Raw genomic sequence first — 26,259 nt, forward strand, 5'->3', positions numbered from 1 at the left:
AAAGCATTTGATTAATCTCTCGTTAGAATTTTTCAGATTAACTGCTTCTCATGATGCACGCTATTCTCCTTTGCGGCGGGTCGGGCACACGTCTTTGGCCCCTGTCGCGCAAATGCTACCCCAAACAGTTTGCCAAGCTGATGGGGGATGAAAGCCTGTTCCAGATCTCGGCAAAACGTCTGAGCGGCCCCGGATTCGCCCCTCCGATTGTGGTGACCGGCGATCCGTTCCGGTTTATCGTGACCGAACAACTGGCGCAGGTTGAACGGGCGGCGCAGGCGATCCTGATCGAACCCGAGGGGCGCAATACCGCCCCTGCGATCCTTGCCGCGGCGCTGTATATCGCGCGCACTGACGCGCAAGCGCTGATGCTGGTCGCGCCGTCGGACCATGTGATTCCTGACTGCGATGCTTTTGCCCAGACGGTGCAGGCCGCGGTGCCGCGCGCGCAGGCGGGTGATCTGGTTACCTTTGGCGTCACGCCGACACGGGCCGAAACGGGCTATGGCTATCTTGAGTTGGCCGAGGGGGCGGACGCGCGCGCCAAAACCCCGCAACCCCTTGCGCGCTTTGTCGAAAAACCGGATCGCGCACAGGCGCAGGGGATGCTGCAGGCGGGGAATTTTCTGTGGAATGCTGGGATCTTCCTGTTCACCGCGCAGACGATTATTGACGCCTATCAGACCCACGCGCTCGAGATGCTTGGCGCGGTGCGCGCATCGCTTGACGGGGCGACCTCTGATCTGGGGTTGACCCGTCTCGCGCCCGAGGCTTGGGGCCAAGCCGATGATATCTCTATCGATTATGCGATCATGGAGAAGGCGGATAACCTCGCGGTGATGCCATTTGCCGCCGGCTGGTCCGATCTGGGCGGTTGGGATGCGGTCTGGCTGGAAAGCGGGCCTGACGCGGCGGGAAATGTCTGTTCAGACAATGCCACGGCGATTGATTGTGCGGGCACGCTGCTGCGATCGGAAACCGACGGGTTGCAACTGGTCGGCATCGGGCTGGACAACATCATCGCCGTCGCCATGGGCGATGCGGTACTGGTGGCGGATAAATCGCAAGCGCAGCGGGTGAAGGAAGCGGTTGATGCGCTCAAAAGGCGGGATGCCAGCCAAGCGGTGCAGCTGCCGCGCGATTACCGGCCGTGGGGGTGGTACGAAAGCCTTGTGATCGGCGGGCGGTTTCAGGTGAAACGCATCGTGGTGAACCCCGGCGCAGCCCTGAGCCTGCAAAGCCATCACCACCGGTCGGAACATTGGATCGTGGTCGAAGGCACCGCGAAAGTGACCGTGGACGATACCGTCAAATTAATCAGCGAGAACCAGTCCGTCTACATCCCGCTCGGGTCTGTGCACCGGATGGAGAACCCGGGGAAACTGCCCATGGTGCTGATCGAGGTGCAGACCGGCAGCTATTTTGGCGAGGATGATATTATCCGCTACGAAGATATCTATGCGCGGGGGTAAGGCTTCGTCTGCCTTGGCAACGAAAAAAGCGCCCCCCTTTAGGGGCGCTTTCGCTGTTCCAGGCTTTGCGTCGGATCAGCTGCGCGACAGGACGCTGGCAGGGCGCGCTTTGGCCAGACCGCTGGTGATAAAGCCTGCAAGCACTGCTTTGATCAGGTCTCCGGGGATGAACACGGTCACCAGCGCGGCGGATTCCAGCAGCGATTTATCCAGCGCAATCGACAGGCCGATGATCCCGAAGATATAAAGCACGACGATCCCGCCGATGACCGAAGCAACCGCCGCAACGATGATCAGCGAGGGCCCGTACCATTTTTCGACGATCAGGCCGGTGACAAAAGCCGCCACGGGGAAGCCGATCAGGAAGCCGGAGGACGGCAGCATGAAGGCACCCAGCCCACCGTTGCCACCGGCCAGAAGCGGCAGCCCCAAAGCGACCAGCAGCAAGAAGAGCAGCACGGCCAGCGCGCCGCGTTTGGCCCCCAGCACGGTCCCGCAAAGCATGATGCCCAAGCTTTGCGCCGTGATCGGCACGCCAAAGCCAAGCGAGAATTTCGGGATCAACGCAAGTGCTGCAATCAGGGCAGCGAACAGCGCAACGAGGGTCAGGTTACGTTCCATAACAAAGGGTCCTTTGCGTAAATTTGACGGCATGTATCCCCGCGATCACAAAATTAAGCAAGCGTCGTGATCGTGACCAAAGGTCAGCGCGGGTGTTATGCAACCGGTGCGGCACAGGCCAGCAGGGCGGACACGTCCAGATGGGTTTCCATATGGTCGGCCAGCGCGTCGAGCGTATCTTCCACGGTCTGACTGTAGGAGGTCGGCCCTGCCCCCAGCCCCAGTTGCGCCAACCAGGCACTGCGGAAACTATCGTTGGTAAAGAGCCCGTGCAGATAGGTGCCGGTGATCTTGCCATCGCGCGACCCTGCCCCGTCGGGGATGCCGTTGATATGCGCAAAGGGCGTGGCGCAATCGGCCCCCACCGTCTGTCCGATGTGGATTTCATAGCCGTCGATCTGCGTGCCCGTGGCGGCATGGTCGGCGGTGACGCGGGTCAGGGTCTTGTCCGGGGCCATGCGGGTTTCAACATCCAGCAGGCCCAGCCCCTCTTCGCGGCCCGCAGGTCCCTCGAAGCCCTGCGGATCCTCGATAAACCGGCCCAGCATCTGGTAGCCGCCGCAAATTCCCAGCACCGCGCCGCCGCGCCGCACATGGGCATAAAGGTCGATGTCCCAGCCTTGGGCGCGCAGGAAAGCCAGATCGCCGCGGGTGGATTTCGTGCCCGGCAGGATCACCAGATCGGCGTCCGCGGGCAGCGGCGTGCCGGGGGGGACCATGGTCAGCCGCACCGAAGCCTCCGCCGCCAGCGGGTCGAGGTCGTCGAAGTTCGAGATGCGCGAGAGCATGGGGCAGACGATGTGGAACCCCCCGTCGGAGGGCGCGCGCGACAGGTCTACCGCGTCTTCGGCGGGCAGCAGATGCGCGTTGGCGAACCACGGCAATGTGCCGAACCCCGTCCAGCCGGTGCGGCGTTCAATCTCGCGGTAGCCGTCGTCAAAAAGGCTGACATCGCCGCGGAACTTGTTGACCAGAAAGCCGGTGATCATTGCCGCGTCCTTTGGGTCCATCACCACTTGGGTGCCGACGATCTGGGCGATGACGCCGCCACGGTTGATATCTCCGGCCAAGACAACGGGGACACCTGCGGCGCGGGCAAAGCCCATATTGGCAAGGTCGTTCTGGCGCAGGTTCGTTTCAGCCGGGCTGCCCGCCCCTTCAACGATGATCAGATCGGCGCTTTGCCCGAGGATACCGAAGCTTTCGAGCACGGGGGCCATCAACCCTGCGCGGGCCTTGCTGAAGTCACGCGCTTGCAGGGTGCTGTGGCGCTGCCCTTGCACGATCACCTGCGACCCGCTGTCGGTTTCGGGTTTCAGCAGGATGGGGTTCATATGCACCGACAGGGGCCGTCTGCAGGCGATCGCTTGCAGGGCCTGTGCGCGGCCGATCTCTCCGCCGTCCTCGGTGACGGCGGCGTTGTTCGACATGTTCTGCGGCTTGAACGGCGCGACGGAAAGCCCCCGACGCGTGGCCGCGCGGCACAGGCCCGCCACCAGCATGGATTTCCCCACATTCGATCCGGTGCCCTGGATCATGATGGCGCGGGTGGGCATGGCGGGACCTCGTGTTTTTTGTGCAGTCATTGGTGTCAGCCTGCGGTGATCCCGTCAAGCGTCCGCGCGTGCCCCCTGCGCATTGGTCGCCCGCGGGAAAATCCGCGCAAAGCGGGTTTGGCCCCTGCGTTATGACAGGCGCAGCTTGACAGAGGCGGGCAAATGACCAATGCAGGGCGTATGTTGGTTCCTGTCCCAGACAGGCGAAGAGGGAACGCGATACGCATTGATCCAGCCTTGGGTCAGCGCCAAGCGCAGCCGCCCCCGCGACCGTGACCGGAGAGAGCTTTCAACCACTGGCCCGCAGGCTGGGAAGGTGAAGGTTCGCAAGGCAAGCTGCCTTAGATCCGCAAGCCGGGAGACCTGCCAGCATAGTTTGTAACGGGCGAACGGGGTGTTTCGCGACTGGCCTAGAACGCTGTTCGCATGTCGTTCGCTGCTGGCGATCCCCCTTGGCCCATCGACGTATGAGGCAAGATATGACCACCACGGATCAACCGGTCACCGTCACCATCTGCACCACCTGTCGCGCAGGTCAGATCACCGCCGAGGACGCGCCGCGCCCCGGCCAACAGCTGTTTGACGCGCTGTCGGGGCATCTGCCCGACGGTGTGCAGCTGCGCGGAGCCGAATGTCTGTCGGCCTGTTCGCGGGGCTGTTCGATGGTCCTGTCGGGTGGGCCGTCGCGCTGGACTTATGTGTATGGCGATCTCGACACTGACGCGCATTTGTCCGATATCGTGAATGGCGTCTCTGCCTATGCCCAGACCTCTGATGGCGTGGTGCCCTGGCGCGAACGCCCCGTGGTCTTCCGCAAACAATCCATCGCCCGCATTCCCCCACAGGAGCCTACCGAATGACCAACCTTACCAAAATCCCCGTTACCGTGATCACCGGCTTTCTGGGCGCTGGCAAAACCACCTTTATCCGTCACCTGATGGAGAACGCGGGCTCCAAGCGTCTGGCCGTGCTGGTCAATGAATTCGGCACCGCCGGTGTGGATGGCGACATCCTGAAATCCTGCGCGATTGACAATTGCCCCGCCGAGAACATCGTCGAGCTGGCAAACGGCTGTATCTGCTGCACCGTGGCCGATGACTTTATCCCCACCATCGAAGCCCTGATGGCCCTGCCCGAAACGCCTGATCATATCCTGATCGAGACGTCGGGGCTGGCGCTGCCAAAGCCCTTGCTCAAGGCGTTTGACTGGCCAGCGATCCGGTCGCGCATCACCGTGGACGGCGTGATTACGCTTGCCGATGCCGAAGCCGTGGTCAGCGGGCAGTTCGCCCCCGATCTGGAGGCCGTGGCCGCGCAGCGCGATGCCGACGACAGTCTGGACCACGAAACGCCTTTGTCCGAGGTGTTTGAAGACCAAATCGCCTGCGCCGACATCGTGCTGCTGTCGAAGGCCGATCTGGCGGGCCCCGAGGGCGTCGAGGCTGCGCGCAAGGTGATCGAGGCGCATGCGCCGCGCAAGCTGCCGATCATTCCGATGACCGAAGGCGTGATCGACCCGCGCGTTGTGCTGGGTCTGGAAGCCGCCGCCGAAGATGACATCGACGCGCGCCCCAGCCACCACGACGGGCATGATGATCACGAACATGACGACTTTGAAAGCGTGGTGATCGACATGGGCGAGGTCGCCGATGTCGCCACCCTTGAGGCCGCCGTGTTGCGCTTGGCGCGCGAACAGAAAATCCTGCGCGTCAAAGGGTATATCGCCGTTCAGGACAAACCGATGCGTCTGCTTGTGCAGGCCGTGGGCGAGCGCGTGCGCAGCCAGTTCGACCGCCCTTGGGGGGACACGCCGCGCCGCAGCCAACTGGTTGTGATCGCAGAGCATGATCACGTGAACGAAGCCGCGATCCGCGCGGTGCTGGAGGGCTAAGCCGCCATGCATGTCGTCTTTCGCGAAAGCCACGGACTGGACCAAAGCGATCTGCCCCAAGACCTGGGGCAGACGCCGGCGGATCTGGTGGTGCTGTCCTTTTCGGACAGTGATCTGGGGGCTTTCGCGGCGGGCTGGCATCGTGCGGAAGGGGGCTTGCCGTCGTTGCGGCTGGCCAATCTGGTCGCGCTGAAACATCCGTTGTCGGTCGATACCTATGCCGAACAGACCCTTGCAGGGGCCAAGGCGGTATTGGTGCGGCTGATCGGGGGCGAAAGCTATTGGCCTTACGGGCTGGCGACCTTGCAGGATATGGCGCGCAAACAGCAGATCGCGCTGGCGGTGCTGCCTGCGGACGGCCAACCCGACCCGCGGCTCGACGCACTGTCGACGCTGCCGCATTCGACGTTAAGACGCTTGCAACATCTGTGCGATACGGGCGGGGCGGTGGCTGCGCAGGCGGCACTGGCGCAGCTGTCGCTGGCCGCAGGGCTTTACGCGGGGCCGGCCAAAGGGGCCAAGACCGTGCCCGAGGCGGGGTTCTACCGCCCCCACACCGGTGTGATCCCCGCGCCGGAACCATCTGACAAGCCGCGCGCCATTGTGACCTTCTACCGGTCCTATTTGACGGCTGCCGATACCGATCCTGTGGATGCGCTGATCACCGCACTCGACGCGCGCGGCTTTGACGCCGTGGGGCTCTTCGCGCCCAGCCTCAAGGGGGACACCGCGCCGTGGATCGCGCAGCAGATCGCCCGGCTTGATCCGGCGGTGATCGTGAACGCCACCGCTTTCTCCGCCCAGCGCGGGCCGGATGAACCCTCGGTCCTGGGCGCATCGGATTGCCCCGTGGTGCAGGTCGCCCTATCGACCGCGCGTCGGCGCGATTGGGCCGAATCAGAGCGCGGGCTGTCGCCCACCGATCTGGCGATGCATGTCGTCTTGCCCGAGGTGGATGGCCGTCTGTTCGGCGGTGTCGTCAGCTTTAAGCAGCCCGGCAAACGGGACGAGGCGCTGCAATACAGCCGTTTCGCCCATCGCGCCGACGCGAACCGCGTGGATTTTATCGCCGATCGCGTGCAGCGCTTGCACCAGCTAGGGGTGCAGGACAACGCGGCAAAGTCTGTGGGGGTGGTGCTGTCCACCTACCCCGGCAAAGGTTGGAACATGGCCCATGCGCTGGGGTTGGATGCGCTGGCTTCGTTGCGGGTGATGACAGCGCAACTGGCGGCACAGGGCTATGACGTGGATGCGGGGGACTTTGCCGATACGCAAACGGTTGCCAGCCGTCTTTGCACCGAAACGCTCCGCTGGCCGCTGGCCGCGTATGAGGCCGCGCTTGCAAAGCTGCCACAGGCGTTGCGCGATGACCTGACCGACAGCTGGGGCGCGCCGCAGGATGATCCGCTGTTTCACGACGGGGCGTTCTGTTTTCCGGCGCTGCGCAGTGGCAAGCTGCTGGTCGCCTTGCAACCCGAACGCGGGGCGCTGGCCGAACGGGATGATGACTATCACGACCTGAGCCGCACGCCGCGCCCGGGCTATGTCGCCTTCTATCTGTGGCTGCAACAGCAGGCGGATGCGATGGTGCATGTCGGGGCCCATGGCACGCTGGAATGGCTGCCGGGCAAATCCGTCGCCCTGTCTGACGCCTGCTGGCCCGAGGCGCTGATCGGCCCGATGCCGGTGATCTATCCCTTTATCGTCAATGACCCCGGCGAGGCCGCGCAGGCCAAACGCCGTATCGGGGCCGTGACCGTGGGCCATATGCCTCCCCCGTTGGTGACATCGAAACTGCCCGATGCATTCGGACGGTTGGAACGGCTGCTGGATGAATACTCGACCGCGGACGGGCTGGACCCTGCGCGGCGCGACCGGCTGATCGCCGATATCCGAGCCGAGGCGCAGGGCCGCGGGGTTGAACAGGACCTCGGCCTAGATGCCAACGCCAGCGCGGCAGAGGCGCTGACCCGCATCGACCGCTTCGTCTGCGACATCAAGGAAACGCAATATGGCGACGGGCTGCATGTCTTTGGCGCGGGCGATCATGGGACGAGCGAGGTCGACGGGCTGATCGCGGCGCTGTCTGCGCGGTTTGTGCCCCCCGGCCCGTCGGGGTCCCCCTATCGCGGGCGCAGCGATGTGCGGCCCACGGGGCGCAACCTGTTTACCACCGATCCACGGGCCGTGCCGTCGCGCGCGGCCTATACCCAAGGGGTGAAGCTGGCCGAAGAATTGTTGCGCAAGCATTTGCAGGATCACGGCGACTGGCCCAAGGGGTTGGTCATGGACATGTGGGGCTCTGCCACCATCCGCACGGCGGGCGAGGAGTTTGCCATGGCGCTGCATCTGGCGGGTCTGTCCCCCCGCTGGGATGACGGCAGCGACCGTGTGAGCGGGTTCGACATTCTGCCGCTTGCGTTGTTGAACCGTCCGCGCATTGACGTGACTCTGCGGGTGTCCGGCCTGTTCCGCGATATGTTCCCCGGTCTGGCGCAGCTGTTTGAGGCCGCAATTGCCAAGCTGGCAGAGCGTCCCGAAACGGCTGCTGATAACCCCTATCTGGTGCAGACCCCGCGTGTCTTTGGCCCGCGCCCGGGATCCTATGGCTTGGGGATCGGCACCGCGATGGACGATTATTCCGACGAGGCTCGCACAGCGGCGGGCGAGGCGTGGCTGGCTGCGTCGTCCTACGCGATCGACGCGCGCGGAGAGATCACCTATGCCCGCGACGCGCTTGAGACGCAGCTGACGCGGGCCGATAGTTTCGTGCACCTGCAAGACCTGCCCGAGACCGATCTGCTGATGGCAGAGGATTACGCCGCCCATGAAGCCGGCTTTGCCGCCGCGATGCAGCGTTTGGGCAAGGGCGGGGCTGCCGCGCTGTACCATCTGGATGCCACCCGCCCCGACCAGCCTCGTGCCCGCACCCTGACCGAGGAGCTCGCCCGTGTGGTGCGCGCTCGTGCCGCCAACCCCGATTGGGCCACTGGCATGATGGCGCATGGTTTCCGCGGTGCCGCCGAGATTGCCGCGACACTGGATCACCTTGCCGCCTTTGCGCATCTGGCAGGCGTCGTGCCGGACCATCTGTTCGACGCCATGTTCGATGCCACGCTGGGGCGCGATGATCTGGTCGACTTCATGCAGGACGCCAACCCGCAAGCACTTGCTGCGTTGCGCGCGCGGTTTGATGCGCTGCACCGGGCGGGGCTTTGGACGTCGCGCCGCAACTCTGTCCTTGCCGAATTGGGCACCCCCGCATGAGCGCGCCGCAGGTCTTTGGCTGGTGCCCCGGTGCGCTGCGGCCGATGATGTCGGGTGACGGCCTGGTGGTGCGGCTGCGTGTGCCGATGGGGCGGCTGAGCCCTGACCAGATCCGCCGCGTTGCCACGCTGGCGCGCACCCATGGCAACGGGATGATCGACCTGTCGGCCCGCGCGAACCTGCAACTGCGCGGGGTGACAACGGATAGCCATGCCGCATTGGTCGACGGGCTGCGCGAGATTGGCCTTGTCGATGCCGATCTGGCGGCAGAGGCGCGGCGCAATATCACCGTGACGCCGTTCTGGCAGGATGGGGACGACAGCCACCGCGTGGCGCAAGCCCTGGCCCATGCGCTCTCCAGCGAAGACGCACCCGACCTGCCCAGCAAGTTCGGCTTTGCGATCGATTGCGGAGCACGGCCTGTGCTGACGTGCACCTCTGCCGATATCCGGATCGAACGTAGCGCCGCTGGCTTGATCTGCCGGGCGGACGGGGCAGAGGTGGGGCAGTCGGTGTGCGTCGAGACCGCCGCAGAGGCAGCACTGACGCTGGCCCGCTGGTTTCTGGACACCGGTGGCGTGACCGACGGACGGGGCCGCATGGCGGCGCATATCGCGACGCGGGGGGCTCAGCCGGGTGCGGATACCGCCCCCCTGCCCGCTGCGCCCGTCCCTGAGCCCGGTATGACCCCGCAAGGCACGCTTCTCGGGTTTGCCTTTGGCCAGACCACGGCGGAAAGCTTTGCGCAGCTGGCGGAGCTTGGTGCGCTGCGGCTGACCCCTTGGCGCATGGTGTTGATGGAAGAGGTCACCCCATCAGCTCCGCTGCCCGATTTCATCACCGACGCCCGCGATCTGCGCCGCCGTGTGCAGGTCTGCACCGGTGCCCCCGGCTGCCGTCAGGCTTTGTCGGACACACGCGATGCCGCCCGCGCCATTGCCGCGCATCTGTCGCCAGACAGCGACGACACGATCCATATCTCGGGCTGTGCCAAAGGCTGCGCCCATCCCGCCCCTGCCCCCGTCACGCTGACCGCCAGCCATGACGGGCATTTCACCCTTATCCGCCACGGGCGCGCAGGCGATCCGCCGCAAAGCGCGCCGCTGACAGTGACCCAAATTCAAGACAGGAGGCTTTGAGTGCCCCACACCTACGAGACCAACGGTGCCGCGATCTATCTGGAAAGCTTTGCCACCATCCGCGCCGAGGCCGATCTGGCGCGGTTCACCCCCGATGAAGAACGTGTCGCCGTTCGGATGATCCACGCCGCCGGTCTGGTCGGGCTGGAAAAGCACGTACAGTTTTCTGAAAACATGGCGCAGATTGCACGGGCGGCGCTGGCGGACGGTGCGCCAATCCTGTGTGACGCGCATATGGTGTCCGAAGGGATCACCCGCACGCGTCTGCCCGCTGACAACCAGATCATCTGCACCCTGCGCGACCCCAAGGTGCCAGAGCTGGCGCAGCAGATGGGCAACACACGCTCTGCCGCGGCGCTTGAACTGTGGCGGCCACATCTGGCGGGGGCCTTGGTGGCGATCGGCAATGCGCCCACAGCGCTGTTCCACCTGCTGAATATGCTCGAAGATCCCGACTGCCCGCGCCCTGTGGCCATCATCGGCTGCCCCGTCGGCTTTGTCGGCGCGGCGGAATCGAAAGAGGCGCTGATGCAGGATTTGCCCGTGCCGTCGATGATCGTGCAGGGGCGTTTGGGCGGTTCGGCGATTACAGTGGCGGCGGTGAACGCGCTGGCCACGTGGAAGGAATAACGATGGGCAAGGTCATTTGCATCGGGCTTGGCCCCGGCGATCCCGAATTGATGAGCGTCAAGGCGCACCGTTTGCTGACCGGCGCGCAGCACGTCGCGTTTTTCCGCAAACCCGGACGGCGCGGGCAGGCCCGCACCATCGTGGACGGCATCATGGCCGAGACGGCGGTGGAACATGCGATGGAATACCCCGTCACGACAGAGATCCACTTCAGCGATCCCGAGTACAACCGTCTGCTGTCGGCCTTCTACGACGATTGGGCTGACCGTTTGACCGACCTCGCGCAGAGTGAAGATGTGATCGTGCTTTGTGAAGGGGATCCGTTCTTTTACGGGTCGTTCATGCATCTGCACAGCCGCCTTCAGGGCCGCGCCGAGGTCGAGATCGTGCCCGGCATCACCGGCATGTCGGGCTGCTGGACCGCGACGGGGCATCCGATCACTTGGGGCGATGATGTGCTGACGGTGCTCATGGCGACGCTGGACGAGGAAGAGCTGGCCACGCGGGCCGCCAATACCGATGCGCTGGTGGTGATGAAGATCGGGCGCAACCTTGATAAGTTGAAGCGCGCACTGACCAAGGCGGGCCGCTTGCAAGACGCATGGCTGGTCGAGAAAGGCACGATGGCGGGGCAGACGGTGCAAAAGCTGACGGATGTCCCGGCCGAAGTGCCCTATTTCTCGATCGCGATCGTGCATGGGCAGGGGCGGCGGCCATGACGGGCTGGGTGCGCGTTGTCGGCCTTGGCCCCGGGGACGAGGCGCTGGTCACGCCAGAGGTGCGCGCCACCGTGGACGCGGCGACCGATATTGTCGGCTACATCCCCTATGTGCGCCGGATTGCCCCGCGGGACGGGCTGACCCTGCATGAAAGCGACAACCGGGTAGAGCTGGACCGCGCCGCACATGCGCTTGAAATGGCGGCAACGGGCCGGCGTGTTGTGGTGGTGTCTTCGGGCGATCCGGGGGTCTTTGCCATGGCCTCTGCCCTGTTCGAGGCGTTGGAGAAAGGCCCGGAAGACTGGCTGGCAATCGATATTCGCGTCCTGCCCGGCATCACCGCGATGCTCGCGGCGGCGGCGCGGTTGGGGGCACCGCTGGGGCATGATTTCTGCGCGATCAACCTGTCGGACAATCTGAAGCCCTGGTCGCTGATCGAAAAACGGCTGCGGCTGGCGGGGGAAGCGGGGTTTGCCATGGCGTTTTACAACCCGCGCTCTGCCTCGCGGCCGCATCAGTTCGCCACCGCGCTTGATATTCTGCGCGAGGCCTGCGGGCCGGAGACCTTGATCTCTTTCGCGCGCAACGTCAGCCACCCGGACGAGACATTGCGCACCGTCACGCTGGCCGAAGCGACGCCAGAGATGGCCGATATGCGCACGGTCGTGATCGTCGGCAACGCCGACACCCGCCGCGTCGGGCCCCATATCTACACGCCACGGTCCGTCGTATGATCAAGCCACGCCAGGATATCGTCGAGCCGCGCAAATGTGGTGCGAGGGGGCACCGCGGGGCGCTGGATCATCAGCACGCGCAGCCCCAGTTCGCGCGCGGCGATAAGCTTGGCCTCGGCCCCCGTGCCGCCGGCGTTCTTGGCGATGATCAGCTTGGTCCCGTGGTCGCGCAGCAGGGCGATGTCTCCGGCCACGTCGAACGGTCCGCGGGCGAGGGTCACGGTCGTATGCGGCAAGGGCAGCGGCGCGGCGGGCTGGTCCACCAGCCGCAGCAGATAATGGTGCTGCGGATGGTTGGCAAAGACGGACAGCGCCTGCTTGCCGATGGCCAGAAAGACCCGCGTCGGCACCTGCGGCAGGGATGCGGCGGCGGCTTCGATACTTGGCAGATGGGTCCAATTGTCGGCGGCAGTCTCGGGCCAAGGGGCACGCTCAAAAGCGGCCAGCGGGATGCCTGCCTGCGTGCTGGCGGCATGGGCGTTACGGCTCATCTGCGCGGCGAAGGGATGGGTCGCGTCGATCACGCGGGTGATATGGTTCTGCGCGATAAACGCCAGCAATCCGGCCACGCCGCCAAAGCCACCTACGCGGGTGGGCAGCGGCTGCGCCACGGGGGCGGCCGTGCGTCCGGCATAGCTGAACAGCGCATCATCGCCACGGTCGGCCAGCGCGCGCGCGAGGCTGGACGCCTCTGTCGTGCCGCCAAGAATGAGGGTGCGCGTCATGGCTGATCCTGTTGCTGCCTGGGTGACCCTGATTGGTCTGGGCGAAGATGGCCTTGGCGGGCTGACCGATGCAAGCCGAAAGGCGCTGGCAGAGGCCGACGTGATCTTTGGCGGGGCGCGGCATCTGGCGCTTTGTGACGCGGGCGCGCGGGGACGCGAATGGCCGTTGCCGTTCAGCGTAGAGCCGGTGTTGGAACATCGCGGGCGTGCGGTTGTGGTGCTCGCCTCGGGTGATCCGTTCTGGCACGGCGTGGGCGGTTCGCTGGCGCAGGTGCTGGCCCCGTCGGAATGGCGCTGCTTTCCCGCACCGTCCTGCATGACGCTGGCGGCTGCGCGGCTTGGCTGGCGGTTGGAGGAGGTCACGACCCTTGGCCTGCATGCTGCCCCGTTCGAGGTGTTGCTGCCCCATCTGGCGGCAGGCGCGCGGCTGATCTGCACTTTGCGCGATGGTGCGGCCCCTGCGGCGCTGGCAGACTATCTGACCGCGCAGGGTTTCGGCCCGTCCCGCCTGACGGTGATGGAGGCGCTTGGCGGTCCGCGTGAAATCGCGCGCGCGGCCGATGCCGCGACGTTTGACCTGGACGGCGTCGCCGCCCCTGTGGTGGTGGCGATTGCGGTATCGGGGGGGGCTGGGATCAGCCACGCGCCCGGACGGCCCGAGGCGCTTTTTGCCCATGACAGCCAGATCACCAAATCACCCATGCGCGCATTGACGCTGGCCGCGCTTGCGCCGCGTGCGGGGGAGCTGTTGTGGGATGTGGGGGGCGGGTCGGGCTCTGTCTCTGTTGAATGGTGTCTGGCCGCGCCGCAAGCGCAGTCCATTGCAATCGAGCCGCGCGAAAGCCGCTGCGATAATATCATTGAAAACGCCCGCCGCTTTGGGCTGGCGGGTCGGATGCGCTGCGTGCAGGGCACGGCCCCCGATGCGCTGGCCGATCTGCCCCTGCCCGCTGCGGTCTTTCTGGGTGGTGGCGCATCAGAGGATGTCTTGCAGGCGATCTGGGACAGGATCACGCCGGGCACGCGGCTGGTGGCGAATGCGGTGGCGCTTGAAACCCAAGCCTTGCTGATCCGCTGGCACGGGATGCACGGCGGGCAATTGCTGCGGATCGACTTGGCGCAGGCGGCCCCGTTGGGGACCATGCAGGGCTGGCATCCCAGCCGCCCGCAACTGCAATGGAGCGTGACCCGATGATCGTCGCGGGCATAGGATTGCGCGCAGATGCGACCGATGCGGATTTACACGCGGCCCTTGCGCTGACGCGGCGCAGGCCGGACACGCTCGCGACCCTCGCGATCAAGGTGACGCCGGCGCTACGGCGTTTTGCCGATAGTCTGGGATTGCCGCTGATCGAACTGTCGGAAGCCGATATCGCAGACATCCCGACGCGCACCGTGTCACCGCGCGTGCAGGCGCGGTTCGGGACCGGATCACTTGCCGAGGCCGCCGCATTGCGCGTTGCCGGTCGCGGTGCCAAATTGACGACCTTGCGTGTGACCAGCCCCAATGGCATGGCCACCGTAGCTATCGCGGAAGGAATTGCCCCATGACTGTTCACTTTATCGGCGCGGGCCCCGGTGCCCCTGATCTGCTGACCCTGCGGGGGCGCGACCTGATCGCGGCCTGCCCTGTGTGTCTTTATGCCGGATCGCTGGTCCCGTCAGAGCTGCTGTCCTACTGCCCTGCGGATGCGAAGATCGTGAACACCGCGTCGCTGTCGCTGGACGAGATCATGGCAGAGATCAAGGCCGCCGATGATGCGGGGCAGGATGTGGCGCGGCTTCATTCGGGAGATCTGTCGGTCTGGTCCGCCATGGGCGAGCAGCTGCGCCGCTTGCGCGAGCTGGACATCGAGTATGACATTACCCCCGGCGTGCCCGCCTTTGCCGCTGCCGCCGCCGCTTTGGGGAACGAGCTGACGCTGCCCGGTGTGGCGCAGTCGCTTGTTCTCACTCGGACATCTGGGCGGGCGTCAGCCATGCCCGAGGGTGAAACGCTCGAGAATTTTGCCGCCACGGGTGCCACGCTGGCGATCCACCTGTCGGTGCATGTGCTGGATGATGTGGTCGCGCGGCTCACCCCTCATTACGGAGAGGACTGCCCCGTCGCCATCGTCTGGCGCGCCAGCTGGCCGGATCAACGGGTGGTGCGGGCCACTTTGGGCAGCGTGATCGACGCCACCGACGGCGAACGCGGGCGCACGGCGCTGATCCTTGTGGGCCGCGCGCTGACGGCTGAGGAGTTCCGCGAAAGCTGTCTGTACGCGGGCGATTACGACCGCCGCTTCCGCCCCGTGGGCACAGAGCCGCGCTTTCCCGAGGGCACAGAATGATGGAGACTACGCAACTGCCCAAGGGCCTGATGATCTCGGCCCCCGCGTCGGGCACGGGCAAGACCACCTTGATGTTGGGCCTTTTGAACGCGCTCAGCCGTCGCGGCGTCGACGTGCGCCCGTTCAAGAGCGGGCCGGATTACATCGACCCCGGCTTCCACCGCGCGGCTTGCGGGCGGTCGTCCTACAATATCGATAGCTGGGCCATGGGCTCGGGTGTGTTGTGCAATCTGATCGGCACCGCCCATGGCGGCGATCTGGCCCTGATCGAAGGGTCAATGGGGCTGTTTGATGGTGTGGCGCAACCGGGGGAAACCTCGAACGGGGCGAGCGCGGATATCTCTGCCATGACGGGCTGGCCGGTGGTGTTGCTGCTGGATGTATCGGGTCAGGCGCAATCGGCTGCGGCCACCGCCCTTGGGTTCAAGACGATGCGCCCGGATGTGCATGTCGCGGGTGTGGTGCTGAACAAGGTCGCCAGCCCCCGTCACGAGGCGCTGCTGCGTCTGGGGATGGAGCAGGTCGGCATCCCCGTTCTGGGCGCGCTGCCCCGACAGGGATCGGTCACGCTGCCGGAACGCCACTTGGGTCTGGTGCAGGCCGAGGAACAGCCCGAGCTGATGAAGCTGCTGGATGCGGCGGGAGATTTCATCGCGCAGCATATCGATCTTGATCTGATCGTCTCTGCCGCCCAAGGGCGCAGTATTCCCGACGGGCCAGATGTGCTGCCCCCGCCCCCCGGTCAACGGATCGCTTTGGCCAAAGACGCCGCGTTTTCGTTCATCTATCCGCATTTGCTGGACCACTGGATCGCCGCGGGTGCGCAGGTGCTGCCGTTCTCGCCGCTGGCGGATGAGGCACCGGACGACAGCGCTGACATCTGCTGGCTGCCCGGCGGCTATCCCGAGCTGCATGCCGGACGCCTTGCCGCTGCCGCGCAGTTCCGCGACAGCCTGCAACAATTCGCCACGACGCGCCCGGTGCATGGGGAATGCGGTGGCTATATGGCGATGGGGGCCGGGTTGGTCGACAAGGAAGGCGTGCGGCACCAGATGGCGGGGCTGCTGGGGCTGGAAACCAGCTATGAGAAGCGCAAGATGCATCTGGGCTACCGGCTTGCCACGCTGAACGAACCCGGCCCCGGCTATGACGCGGGCGCGCGGTTGCGGGGACATGAATTCCACTACTCGACCATCCTGTCGCAACCAGACACGCCGCTGGCGCGGGTGGTCGATGCCAATGGGGCCGAAGTGCCCGAGACAGGCTCGCGCCGCGGCCATGCGACGGGCACCTTCTTTCACCTGATCGCGGGGGCGTCATGAGCGGTTTTGTCTCTTTCGTCTCCTCCGGTCCGGGTGATCCTGAACTGCTGACCGTGAAGGCGGTAAAGCGGTTGCAAGAGGCCGAAGTCGTGCTGTTCGACGATCTGTCGGCGGGTCCGATCCTTGAACATGTCTCGCCCGAGGCGGATCTGATCGGGGTCGGCAAACGCGCCGGACGGCTGTCTCCGAAGCAGGATCACGTGAGCCGTTTGCTGGTCGAACACGCATTGACCGGCGCGCGGGTGGTGCGGCTGAAAAGTGGGGACGCGGGCGTGTTTGGCCGGCTTGAAGAAGAGCTGACCGCGCTGAAAGCGGCAGGCGTCGCCTTCGAGATCATCCCCGGTGTGACGGCGGCGTCTTCGGCGGCGGCGGCGGCGATGATCCCGCTGACCCGACGGCTGACCGCGCGGCGGGTGCAATTCATCACCGGCCACGGCGAATCGGGTGCCTTGCCCGAAGATCTGAACATGGCGGCGCTGGCCGACCCTACGGCGACCACGGTCGTCTACATGGGCCGCCGCACCTTTGCAGGTTTCGCCGCGCGGCTGATCGAGGCGGGCTTGCCCCCCTCGACCCCAGCCCTGCTGGCAGAGGCGGTATCGACCCCCGATCAAAAGCTGAGCCGCCACACCGTGGAAAGCCTTGCCCATCTGCCGCTGGATCCCGCAACGTCAGCGCCTGCGCTGATCCTTTACGGGCCGTTGACCGAATAGATGACTTGACAAAACCAGCCCGAAAATGACCACCTATTCCGGACGGTTCCCCGTGCGCCTTCGGGCAATCGGGGTGAAAAGGGAATACGGTGCGGTGCCAAAGCAAAGGTGCCAAATCCGGAACTGCCCCCGCACCTGTAAGTGAAGAGCAACCCGCATTGCCACTGGGCCACACCGCCTGGGAAGGCGCGGCACGCATGGACGCACAAAGTCAGGAGACCTGCCGTCATGGGGATGATCCCTGTTCCAACTGGCTGCCCCCCGGGGCGGCTTTCACATTATGCCGTCGGGGAAGACGGTAAGGAGACCTGAATATGCATATCGAACCCGAAGTCGTGACCGGCGCCAAGCTGGTCCTGTCCTATGGCACCGCTGCCGGTGCTGCGGCCTATACCGCGAAAACCGCAATGGACTCTGTCCGTGAAAAAGGCGTCGTGCCTTTTGCGGGCGGGGCCGCGGTGGCCACCGCGCTCACCTTTGTCTTTTTCCAGGTCTTCCCGCATTTCCCCGTGGGCGTGAGCGAAGTGCACCTGATCCTCGGGTCGACCCTGTTCTTGCTGTTCGGCGTGGCCCCTGCGGCTGCCGGTCTGGCGCTTGGTCTGCTGGCGCAGGGCGTGTTCTTTGCCCCCATCGACCTGCCGCAATACACGATGAACGTCACCACGCTGCTAGTGCCCTTGTTCATGGTCTCGGCGCTGGCCAAACGCATCATCGCGCCCAACACCGCCTATGTTGATCTGACCTATGTTCAAGCGCTCAAGCTGTCGACCGCGTTTCAGGCGGGCGTTGTGGGCTGGGTGGCGTTCTGGGCCATCTACGGTCAGGGCTTTGCCGCCAGCAACATCGCCGCTGTGGCCAGCTTTGGCGGGGCCTATATGATGGTCATCCTGATCGAGCCGCTGGTGGATCTGGCCGTGCTCGCCGCCGCGAAAACCCTGCGTGATTTCGCGGGCAGCGCGCTGTTCACCAAACGTCTAACACAGACTGCCGCTGAATAATCCAAGACCCGACGCGGCCCCCTACTCTGCGGGCCGCGTCACCCCCTGCCGGAGCCTCAAGATGTTTACGCTTTCACTGATCGGCATCGGGTCCGGCAATCCCAAACACCTGACATTACAAGCCATCGACGCGCTGAATGCCTGCGATGTGATCCTGATTCCGTCCAAGGGCGCAGGCAAAGATGATCTGGCCGGCCTGCGGCACGAGATTTGCGCCCAGGTGCTGCGGTCGGACGGGCCTGATATTCACGAATTCACCCTGCCCAAACGCGACGCCGCCAACCCTGATTATCACGCGGGCGTCCACGATTGGCATGATGCCATTGCGCAGGTCTGGCTGGCCGAGATGCAGCGCACCCTGCCCAAAGGCGGCCGTGTCGGCTTTCTCGTCTGGGGGGATCCGTCGCTGTATGACAGCACCCTGCGCATTGCGGAGCGGTTGCAAAAGGCCGTCACACTCACCGTCGATGTCGTGCCGGGGATCACCTCTCTTCAGGTACTGACGGCGGGCCATGCGATCCCGCTGAACACCATCGGCAATCCCGTCACCATCACCACCGGTCGGCAGCTGCGCGATCATGGCTGGCCACTGGGTGTGGATACGATTGCCGTCATGCTGGACGGCACCTGCGCCTTCGAGGTGTTGCGGCAGCACAGCGACATACACATCTGGTGGACCGCCTATGCCGGCATGCCGAACGAGCGTCGCATCGCAGGCCCGCTGGATCAGGTCTGCGACCGCATCATCGCAACACGGGCAGAGGCCCGCGCCGCCCATGGCTGGATCATGGATATCTACCTGCTGCGCCGGTAGACACGCGCGCTACAGCTTTTCGAGCCGTTGCAAGATCGGGCAATCGGGGCGGTCATCGCCAGCGCATTCATGCACCAGATGGGTCAAGGTCTGACGAATATCTTGCAGGTCCGCGATCTTGCTTTCGATCTGCGCCAGATGTTGCTGGGCGATGGCGCGGACATCGGCGCTGGCGCGATCCTGATCATCCCAAAGCGCCAGCAGGTCGCGGCAATTCTCGATCGTGAAGCCCAAGGCCCGCGCACGGCCCAGAAACGTCAGCTTGTGCACGTCGCTGTCGGAAAAGCTGCGATACCCGTTCGTGTCGCGCGCAGGCGTGATCAGACCGATGTCTTCGTAGTAGCGGATGGTCTTGGCAGGCAGACCTGCGCTTTTCGACACGTCACCGATGTTCATGGACGTCTCCTTTCGTTGAATTAGGCGGTTGCTGCGGCGGCGATCCACCGCAGGCGCAGGGCGTTGAACAGGACAAAGACGCTCGACAATGCCATGGCGGCGGCGGCAAGCACGGGCGACAGCAGCACGCCGAACAGCGGATAGAGCACACCGGCTGCAACGGGGATCAGCAGCGCGTTATAGCCAAAGGCCCAAAAGAGGTTCTGGCGGATATTGCGCATGGTGTGCTGGCTGATGTGCAGGGCGTTCACCACCCCTTGCAGATCGCCCGACATCAGCACCACGTCGGCCGCTTCGATAGCGACATCCGTCCCGGTACCGATGGCGATACCCACGTCGACCCCCGCCAGCGCGGGCGCATCATTGATCCCGTCCCCGACAAAGGCGACCTTGTGGCCCGCCTGTTGCAGGTCCTCCAGCGCGGCGACCTTGCCATCGGGCAGCACTTCGGCGACCACGGTATCGATCCCCAAACGGTCGGCAATCGCCTGCGCCGTCGCCTTGTTGTCACCGGTGATCATTGCGATTTTCAGCCCCGCTTCGTGCAGTGCCTCCAGCGCCTGGGGCGTCGTTTCCTTGATCGGGTCGGCGACGCCGATCATCGCGACAAGCGCCCCATCCACGGCGGCGAAAAGCGGTGTCTTGCCCTCTGCCCCCCATGCTGCCGACCGCCCCTCTGCCGCGCCGAGAGAGACCCCTTCGGCCTGCATGAAACGGTCCGCCCCGACAAGCACGCGACGCCCCTCGACCTCGGCGCGTACGCCGTGGCCGGTTTGCGAGGCAAAAGAGGTCACCGCTGCCAGCGACAGCCCCTTTGTTTCGGCATGGCGCAGGATGGCGCTGGCAATCGGGTGCTCTGACTGCGCCTCGACCGACGCGACGAGCCGCAACGCATCGGCCTGCGACCAGCCGTTGAAGACATCCAGATCCGTCACCTCGGGCCGACCAGCGGTAAGCGTGCCGGTTTTATCAAGCGCGATGGTATCGACCTCGGCCAAGACCTGCAGCGCGTCCCCCTTGCGGAACAGTACGCCCATCTCGGCCCCTCGCCCTGTGCCCACCATGATAGAGGTCGGCGTGGCCAGCCCCATCGCACAGGGGCAGGCGATGATCAGCACCGCGACGCTTGCCACCAGAGCGTGCCCCAAGGACGGCTGCGGCCCGAAAGCCAGCCAGACAAGGAAGGTGGCCGCGGCAATCGCCATGACGACGGGCACGAACCACATGGTGATGCGGTTGACCATATCCTGCACCGGCAGCTTGGCACCTTGGGCGTCCTCGACCATGCGCACGATCTGCGACAGGGTCGTGTCCGCGCCCACATGGGTCGCGCAGTAGACCAGCGCGCCGGTGCCATTCACCGTCCCTCCGACCACACGCATGTCGGGCAGCTTTTCGACGGGCACGGGTTCGCCGGTGATCATGCTTTCATCGACATAGGAACTGCCACGTGTCACGGTCCCGTCTACGGCGATCTTTTCACCGGGGCGCGCATGGATCAGATCGCCGACGGTGATCGCGTCGATCGCAACCTCTGACACGTTGCCGTCTCGCTCTACCCGCGCGGTTTTGGGGCGCAGCCCGACCAGCTTGCGGATCGCTTGTCCGGTTTGGCCCTTGGCCCGCGCCTCTAGCGTGCGCCCCAGCAGGATCAGCGTGACGATCATCGCGGCGGCTTCGAAATAGACCGCTTGCGCACCGGCGGGCAGCAACTGTGGCAAGAACAGCGCCACGGTGGAAAAGCCCCATGCCGCCGTGGCCCCCAGAAACACCAGAGAGTTCATGTCAGGCGTGCGTTTCAACAGCGCTGGCACGCCGGTGACAAAAAAGCGCCGCCCGGGCCATGCCAGAACGATGGTGGTCAGTACGAACTGGATCGACCAGCTCAGCTGCTGCCCCAGCGTCGACATGACCCAATGGTGGAACGCGGGGATCATATGGCCGCCCATCTCGAGCACAAACACCGGCAGGGTCAGCGCCGCGGCCAGCAGCGTCATACGTTTAAGATGCGCGGCTTCTTCAACCTTGCGGTCCGGCGCGAGGGAAGATGCGGTGTCCGTCACGGGGGTGGCGGGGTAGCCCGCGGCTTGCGCAGCCTGCACAATGGCGGCATCCGGCTCTGCGCTAAGCGACTGCACCACGGCCTCTTCCCGGGCGAGGTTGACGCTGACATCGACCACACCCGGCACGGCCGCCAAGGCGCGTTCGACCCGCCCGACGCAGGATGCACAGGACATGTTTTCAATGGCATAGCGCCGCGTTTGCAAGGTGGCGGGGTAGCCTGCGGTCGCAAGTGCGGCGACGGCGTCCTTGGGGTCGAAACCCGATGCCACCTGCAGCGACGCGGTTTCCGAGGCGAGGTTCACGCGGGCGTCCTGCACACCCTCCACGCGCCCAAGCGCGGTCTCGACCCGCCCCACGCAAGAGGCGCAATTCATACCGCCAATGCCAAAATTTATCGCAACTACATCGCCCATCAGCCGTCTCCTTGGGGTGTCTTGCCCCTCAGATAGGGCTTCCAGTTAATGGAAGGTCAAGCGGTGATATGGATTTTATTCGATCTCGCTGCAGATTCCGGTGTCTGCCCTAGGCCGGTTAAGACTTTGGAAAGACATCTGCGCGATGGTGAGCGTCAAACGATGAGCGGAGGGTGTGTATCGACGGATGCAGTCAAGAACACTGGTGATCAAGGGAAAAGGCGGATTGGGCAACCGCATCCTGTCTGCGATCTCGGGTCTGGTTTACGCTGATCTCTCCGGCCGCAAGCCCGTGATCGACTGGCGCGACGGCAGCTATGCGCCGCTTGGTGAAAACGCTTATCCGCTGCTATTCCAGTCTCCGATCGGGGGCGAAGCGATTGGGGGTGCCACAATGGATGACGGGGCCGATGTTTGCCCCCCGATCTGGGCTGGCAATCTGAACCGCCAGCCTCAAGACATGATCGACGCCTATATGCCGCGGTCACACTCAAACCCCTGGGGCTATCGGCGGCTTTGCGTGGACCTCAAGCGGCTGGACCAGTCTCAGGCGGTGGCGGTCTATTGGTCTTACCTGCCAAAGCTGGGCCGCATGCGGCAGCATCTGCGCCGGGATGCACGCTTTGCCAAACGGGGGGAGCGCGAGGTTTTCGCCAATTATCTTGGCCGCTATTTTACCCCCAACGCACGGGTCCGCCATGCGCTATCGCACATGCGCCCCACGGCAAAACTGCCCAGCATCGGGGTTCATATCAGGTTCACCGATCGAAAAATCCCGCTTGGCCCAGTGCTAAAGACCCTGGAGCAGCTAAAGGCCCGCCATCCGACCGCGACCATCTTTCTTGCGACGGACAATGCCGAGATCGAGAATCGTTTGAAGCGTGCGTTCGACAAGGTCATAACCCATCCCAAACGGCTAGGCCCTGCCGGCGCGCGTTTGCATGGGCCGGATACAACATGCAACCCGCTGCAAGAGGCGGAAAATGCCCTGATCGACATGTGGCAATTGTCGCGTTGTGATCACCTGATCTATTCCCGCCGCTCGACCTTCTCTGTCACCTCTGGCTACTTGGGGCGTTTTGCCCCTGCGCGTATCCACGATGTCGAACGGTATTCTCCGACGCTTTGGGCGAAGGAACTGTTGCAACGCTATGCTTGATCATACCCCCGCAACCATGTCTTGCGGGCGGCCCAGACCGCCGCCCAATGCGCCGCCCGCGCCCGTCTTTGCGCCTTGCGCGAAGCCACGAACGGCCGCGTGGCCAAATACCGAAGCGCCGACCAAAGCCACATCAGAAAGACCCCCGCCCCCTGTTGCCACGCCGGCCAGTGATCGCGGACCAATGAAGCACGCGACGTCATCACCGCGATCGCCTTTGCCTCTGTCACCGTGGTCGAGGCCCCGACATGATGCACGATCTGCGCCTTCGGCGTGATCAGTGGCTGATGCCCCAAGTGAATCGCGCGCAGGCAAAGATCGGCATCCTCGCCATACATGAAATATTTCTCCGAAAAGCCGCCCAGTTGATGCCACAAGGAACGGTCGATCAACAGAAAACACCCCACAACGATATCGACAGGGCGCACAGAATCCCGCGGCCAGCGCCCGTAGGCTTCAGGGTTAATCACCGCGCTGCGCGGGAAAGCTGTGGTGAGCCCGATCGCTTTGAACAACAGGCTGGCCACGGTGGGCCGCGCCCAACAAGACGCGATGTTAAGCGACCCATCAGCAAAAATGGTGCGCCCACCCCATATCCCCGCCTGCGGATTTTCGCGCGCAAAGGCGACGAGTTGATCGACCGCATCTGTATGAAGTTCGGTATCAGGGTTCAGCAACAGTAAATAGTCGGAACAACACTGCTGCGCGGCAAGATTATTCGCGCGCGCAAAGCCCAGATTCTGTGCCGAGCGGACCAGACGGACCTGCGGAAACGCCGCAGCTATCGCATCTGCCGAACCGTCAGAGGAGGCGTTATCCCAAACAATACACTCAAATTGAGTCAACTGCGTGTGTTCATACAGCGTTTCTATCGCCCTAAGCGTCAATTCCCGCGTGTTGTAACTGACGATCACGACACTGAGGGCAGGCCCGCGATCAACCGTCGCCAGCTTCAGCACCCCGTCGCCCGCAACACGACACCCACGGTTGCCTTTAGTATTCGCAGATCCTCGGACAGTGACAGGGTGCTGAAGTATTGCGTGTCGAAATCTGCGCGCTCTGAAAACCTTGCTCTGTTCCGGGATGAGACCTGCCAGTTCCCACTGATCCCCGGCCGCATTCTTTCGTAGTGGTCACCCTGATAAAGCCCCCTTTGAGACACCAACATGGGTCGGGGCCCGACGAGGCTCATCTCTCCTCTCAGCACGTTAACGAACTGGGGTAGTTCATCCAGTGACGTGCAGCGCAAGAACCGGCCCACCGTTGTGACACGGGGATCGTGACGCAGCTTCTGGTTTTGTCGCCATTCATCCCTGGCCTTTGGATTTTGTGCTAAATAGTCTCTTAGCGAGTGTGGATCGTGGGGATGCATTGTTCGCAGCTTCCACATCTTGAAGACCCGCCCATCTTTACCGACGCGTTCCTGGGTGAAGAACGGAGACTGCCCAGTTGCTGCCACAAGACAGGCAAGAAGGCAGATCACGAGAACCACGATCGGTGCAGATAAAATGCAAAAGACGATGTCAAAACAGCGCTTGCCATATAGACGATAAAGCTCCCGATGCAGATCGCTCCGCTGCAGGGTGTCCACGCGTGGATAGGCTTGGCGTTTAAAGACATTTGTATGATGCACCGGAAACTCCTTCTTCGGCTCAGGCCAGGGGAAAGGTCGATGCATCAATGGTTATGGGGACAGGCTTACTACGGGGTTAAGGAAAAACATCCAATTTGAATGACTGTGTAGAAAAGCCGTTCATCATGACGCGTTCCAAACGCGACGACGGCGATAAACCCGTTACACTGCATGATGTAATTTACGGTAAACTATGGTTTGCGCCGGCCACTCAGCGCAGGCGCTTGTCGCCAAGTCGCGTATATGCCGCCAAGAGATGCGGTTCGGACGAAGACCATGCCAGCGCATTCACGACCCTCTCGCGCCCGGCCTTCCCCATCGCCGCTCTTAATGACGGGTCGTCGATGAGCTGTTTAATGCAATCGGCAAATCGAATCGGATCATTTGAAGCCGCGTAGAGGGAGGCCGTTTCGGCGGTGCGCCGACCTTCGGTCAGGTCGAACTGAACGACAGGTTTGCCCAGCGCCATGTATTCAACCACCTTGTTCATTGATGATATGTCGTTCATCGCATTGCAGGGATCTGGGGCAAGCCCCATATCTATCGTGTTCAAGGCGTCCACCAAAGCGCGGCCATAAAGTGCGCCGGTGAACGTAAAGTAACCCGTCAACCCAAGGTCATCGACCTGGCGTTTCATGTCGGGCAATGAGGGGCCGAAGCCAATAATCAAAAAGTGGATATCGCGCGTGCCCGAGGTCACAAGGTGATGCGCCGCGAAAAGCAACAGATCCATTCCCTCCTGCTGTCCGATCACGCCGACATACCCAAGAAGCGTCTTTCCCTCGCGCCGGTATCTCTGCGACCCTGGCCCAGGCGTAAAATCTGTCAGGTTCGGAGCGGAGCGCACAACGAATATGTCGTCGTGGCATTTGCCCCCCCGTGTCATCGCGATTTCGCGAAAGCTTTCATTCGGGGATATCACCACGAATGCAGCACGGTAGCTGAGCAATTCACACTTTCGCATGACGTGGTAACCTACGCCTTGTTTGTTAAACTTGGCGACAAAAAGTTCTGGGCAGACATCGTGCTGGTCAAACACATAAGAAACACCCTTGCGTCGGTACCACATGGCAAGAAGGCAGATCAGATCAGGTGGATTGCACCCGTGGATCGCCTGAAAAGGATTTTGCCGCCAAATACGCCGCGCAAGCCGAAACCAATGCCAGATTGCGCTAGCATATTCCCTAGCATATGAAACCGCGCCGCCTCCGGTTTCAGGAACAGCGGGGTACCGGTAAATATCCACGCCTTCGCGCCGTTCAAATGGCGCAACCCATCCCTGACCCGTGGGCGAAATGATAGAGACTTGGTAGCCTGCGCGGACCAACGTCGTCGCTTCCAGCCAGACCCGGCGATCGAGCGGCACTGGTAGGTTTTCAACCACGATCAAGATATGACGCACGGGCGGTTCGGGCATAGGTCCTTCAACATCAGAATCAGATTGGCGTCCGTTTTGGCAGCCACGGGTGAACATGAAGTTAATTCCGAAGCGCCGTCGCCCTAAGTTGTCTCCAATAGGAAACATCACCGCTCGGTTCAGCCAATTACCCGGTTTTTGCATCAATCTTGCTTGATTTGGGGGCTTGCCGCGCCCTTTCGCCCCGCGTATTCCAGCACGTGGGACACCCTTCCCCAACGAAGGGCGCTTATCTGAAAGGGT

General features: G+C 63.6%; 24 protein-coding genes and 2 riboswitches. Of the genes, 16 read left to right on the plus strand and 8 right to left on the minus strand.

The window, feature by feature from the left end; genetic code table 11:
- The first annotated feature begins 50 nt into the window (after nucleotides 1-50).
- A complete protein-coding gene (locus AB1495_RS04090) occupies nucleotides 51-1,472 on the plus strand; it encodes a mannose-1-phosphate guanylyltransferase/mannose-6-phosphate isomerase (RefSeq protein WP_074637275.1) in 1,422 nt (473 codons plus the stop codon).
- Between the two features lie 75 nt (nucleotides 1,473-1,547).
- Here AB1495_RS04090 and AB1495_RS04095 read toward each other — a convergent pair whose 3' ends face one another.
- Together AB1495_RS04095 and AB1495_RS04100 are read right to left on the minus strand one after the other, a co-directional pair.
- The gene (locus tag AB1495_RS04095) at nucleotides 1,548-2,093 is read right to left on the minus strand and encodes a biotin transporter BioY (RefSeq protein ID WP_074637277.1); all 546 of its coding nucleotides are present in this window, start codon (nucleotides 2,091-2,093) and stop codon (nucleotides 1,548-1,550) included.
- Between the two features lie 95 nt (nucleotides 2,094-2,188).
- On the minus strand, nucleotides 2,189-3,649 hold the full coding sequence (locus AB1495_RS04100) for a cobyric acid synthase (protein ID WP_074637279.1): 1,461 nt from the start codon (nucleotides 3,647-3,649) through the stop codon (nucleotides 2,189-2,191).
- 167 nt (nucleotides 3,650-3,816) lie between these two features.
- Nucleotides 3,817-4,035: riboswitch (cobalamin riboswitch) on the plus strand.
- Nucleotides 4,036-4,128: 93 nt separating this feature from the next.
- Here AB1495_RS04100 and AB1495_RS04105 point away from each other — a divergent pair.
- The 7 genes from AB1495_RS04105 to cobJ are packed head-to-tail and all read left to right on the plus strand — an operon-like array spanning nucleotide 4,129 to nucleotide 12,029.
- A complete protein-coding gene (locus AB1495_RS04105; RefSeq protein WP_074637282.1) occupies nucleotides 4,129-4,509 on the plus strand; it encodes a DUF1636 domain-containing protein in 381 nt (126 codons plus the stop codon).
- Entirely contained in the window at nucleotides 4,506-5,540 is a 1,035-nt protein-coding gene (gene cobW / locus AB1495_RS04110) for a cobalamin biosynthesis protein CobW (RefSeq protein ID WP_074637283.1), read from the plus strand. The genes AB1495_RS04105 and cobW overlap by 4 nt, the downstream gene beginning before the upstream one ends.
- Nucleotides 5,541-5,546: 6 nt before the next feature.
- Complete coding sequence (gene cobN, locus AB1495_RS04115; RefSeq protein WP_074637285.1) at nucleotides 5,547-8,807, plus strand: cobaltochelatase subunit CobN; 3,261 nt, start codon at nucleotides 5,547-5,549, stop codon at nucleotides 8,805-8,807.
- Entirely contained in the window at nucleotides 8,804-9,946 is a 1,143-nt protein-coding gene (gene cobG / locus AB1495_RS04120) for a precorrin-3B synthase (protein WP_074637286.1), read from the plus strand. Before cobN ends, cobG begins: the two co-directional genes overlap by 4 nt.
- Nucleotides 9,947-10,576 (plus strand): precorrin-8X methylmutase, encoded by a 630-nt coding sequence (locus AB1495_RS04125; protein WP_074637288.1) that lies wholly within the window; start codon nucleotides 9,947-9,949, stop codon nucleotides 10,574-10,576.
- 2 nt (nucleotides 10,577-10,578) lie between these two features.
- Nucleotides 10,579-11,295, plus strand: a complete 717-nt coding sequence (locus AB1495_RS04130; protein ID WP_074637290.1) for a precorrin-2 C(20)-methyltransferase — start codon at nucleotides 10,579-10,581, stop codon at nucleotides 11,293-11,295.
- Nucleotides 11,292-12,029, plus strand: coding sequence for a precorrin-3B C(17)-methyltransferase (gene cobJ / locus AB1495_RS04135; RefSeq protein WP_074637292.1), 738 nt, complete (start codon nucleotides 11,292-11,294; stop codon nucleotides 12,027-12,029). The genes AB1495_RS04130 and cobJ overlap by 4 nt, the downstream gene beginning before the upstream one ends.
- On the opposite strand, the gene AB1495_RS04140 is transcribed toward cobJ, so the two are convergent.
- Nucleotides 12,005-12,754, minus strand: coding sequence for a cobalt-precorrin-6A reductase (locus tag AB1495_RS04140; RefSeq protein WP_074637294.1), 750 nt, complete (start codon nucleotides 12,752-12,754; stop codon nucleotides 12,005-12,007). The genes cobJ and AB1495_RS04140 overlap by 25 nt on opposite strands.
- On the opposite strand from AB1495_RS04140, the gene cbiE reads away from it, so the two are divergent.
- From cbiE to cobF, 7 genes are all read left to right on the plus strand, one after another.
- Entirely contained in the window at nucleotides 12,753-13,949 is a 1,197-nt protein-coding gene (gene cbiE / locus AB1495_RS04145) for a precorrin-6y C5,15-methyltransferase (decarboxylating) subunit CbiE (protein ID WP_074637296.1), read from the plus strand. The genes AB1495_RS04140 and cbiE overlap by 2 nt on opposite strands.
- On the plus strand, nucleotides 13,946-14,305 hold the full coding sequence (locus AB1495_RS04150) for a cobalamin biosynthesis protein (protein ID WP_074637335.1): 360 nt from the start codon (nucleotides 13,946-13,948) through the stop codon (nucleotides 14,303-14,305). Before cbiE ends, AB1495_RS04150 begins: the two co-directional genes overlap by 4 nt.
- A complete protein-coding gene (gene cobM, locus AB1495_RS04155; RefSeq protein ID WP_074637298.1) occupies nucleotides 14,302-15,087 on the plus strand; it encodes a precorrin-4 C(11)-methyltransferase in 786 nt (261 codons plus the stop codon). Before AB1495_RS04150 ends, cobM begins: the two co-directional genes overlap by 4 nt.
- Nucleotides 15,084-16,409, plus strand: a complete 1,326-nt coding sequence (locus tag AB1495_RS04160; protein ID WP_039911596.1) for a cobyrinate a,c-diamide synthase — start codon at nucleotides 15,084-15,086, stop codon at nucleotides 16,407-16,409. The genes cobM and AB1495_RS04160 overlap by 4 nt, the downstream gene beginning before the upstream one ends.
- Nucleotides 16,406-17,122 carry a uroporphyrinogen-III C-methyltransferase gene (gene cobA, locus AB1495_RS04165; protein WP_009825406.1) on the plus strand — a complete coding sequence of 239 codons (717 nt, stop codon included), beginning with the start codon at nucleotides 16,406-16,408 and terminating at the stop codon, nucleotides 17,120-17,122. Before AB1495_RS04160 ends, cobA begins: the two co-directional genes overlap by 4 nt.
- A 26-nt stretch (nucleotides 17,123-17,148) precedes the next feature.
- Nucleotides 17,149-17,365, plus strand: a riboswitch (cobalamin riboswitch).
- A 71-nt stretch (nucleotides 17,366-17,436) separates the two neighbouring features.
- Complete coding sequence (locus AB1495_RS04170; RefSeq protein WP_074637300.1) at nucleotides 17,437-18,120, plus strand: energy-coupling factor ABC transporter permease; 684 nt, start codon at nucleotides 17,437-17,439, stop codon at nucleotides 18,118-18,120.
- A gap of 61 nt (nucleotides 18,121-18,181) precedes the next feature.
- Nucleotides 18,182-18,934, plus strand: coding sequence for a precorrin-6A synthase (deacetylating) (gene cobF / locus AB1495_RS04175; protein ID WP_074637303.1), 753 nt, complete (start codon nucleotides 18,182-18,184; stop codon nucleotides 18,932-18,934).
- Nucleotides 18,935-18,943: 9 nt separating this feature from the next.
- Here cobF and cueR read toward each other — a convergent pair whose 3' ends face one another.
- Together cueR and AB1495_RS04185 are read right to left on the minus strand one after the other, a co-directional pair.
- Complete coding sequence (gene cueR, locus AB1495_RS04180) at nucleotides 18,944-19,330, minus strand: Cu(I)-responsive transcriptional regulator (RefSeq protein WP_074637305.1); 387 nt, start codon at nucleotides 19,328-19,330, stop codon at nucleotides 18,944-18,946.
- Between the two features lie 20 nt (nucleotides 19,331-19,350).
- Nucleotides 19,351-21,807: a heavy metal translocating P-type ATPase gene (locus tag AB1495_RS04185; protein ID WP_074637307.1), complete on the minus strand. Its 2,457-nt coding sequence runs from the start codon at nucleotides 21,805-21,807 to the stop codon at nucleotides 19,351-19,353.
- Nucleotides 21,808-22,012: 205 nt separating this feature from the next.
- Here AB1495_RS04185 and AB1495_RS04190 point away from each other — a divergent pair, with 205 nt between their 5' ends.
- On the plus strand, nucleotides 22,013-22,966 hold the full coding sequence (locus AB1495_RS04190; RefSeq protein ID WP_244269022.1) for a NodZ family protein: 954 nt from the start codon (nucleotides 22,013-22,015) through the stop codon (nucleotides 22,964-22,966).
- Here the strand turns inward: AB1495_RS04190 and AB1495_RS04195 are convergent.
- From AB1495_RS04195 to AB1495_RS04205, 3 genes are all read right to left on the minus strand, one after another.
- Complete coding sequence (locus AB1495_RS04195; protein ID WP_074637309.1) at nucleotides 22,957-23,925, minus strand: glycosyltransferase family 2 protein; 969 nt, start codon at nucleotides 23,923-23,925, stop codon at nucleotides 22,957-22,959. The genes AB1495_RS04190 and AB1495_RS04195 overlap by 10 nt on opposite strands.
- Nucleotides 23,919-24,599 (minus strand): sugar transferase, encoded by a 681-nt coding sequence (locus AB1495_RS04200; RefSeq protein ID WP_074637311.1) that lies wholly within the window; start codon nucleotides 24,597-24,599, stop codon nucleotides 23,919-23,921. The genes AB1495_RS04195 and AB1495_RS04200 overlap by 7 nt, the downstream gene beginning before the upstream one ends.
- Before the next feature lie 211 nt (nucleotides 24,600-24,810).
- Nucleotides 24,811-26,160, minus strand: coding sequence for a glycosyltransferase family 4 protein (locus AB1495_RS04205; protein ID WP_244269024.1), 1,350 nt, complete (start codon nucleotides 26,158-26,160; stop codon nucleotides 24,811-24,813).
- Nucleotides 26,161-26,259: the final 99 nt, after the last annotated feature.

Origin of the sequence: Sulfitobacter pontiacus (genome assembly GCF_040790665.1) — a bacterium.
Taxonomy (GTDB): Bacteria; Pseudomonadota; Alphaproteobacteria; order Rhodobacterales; family Rhodobacteraceae; genus Sulfitobacter; species Sulfitobacter pontiacus.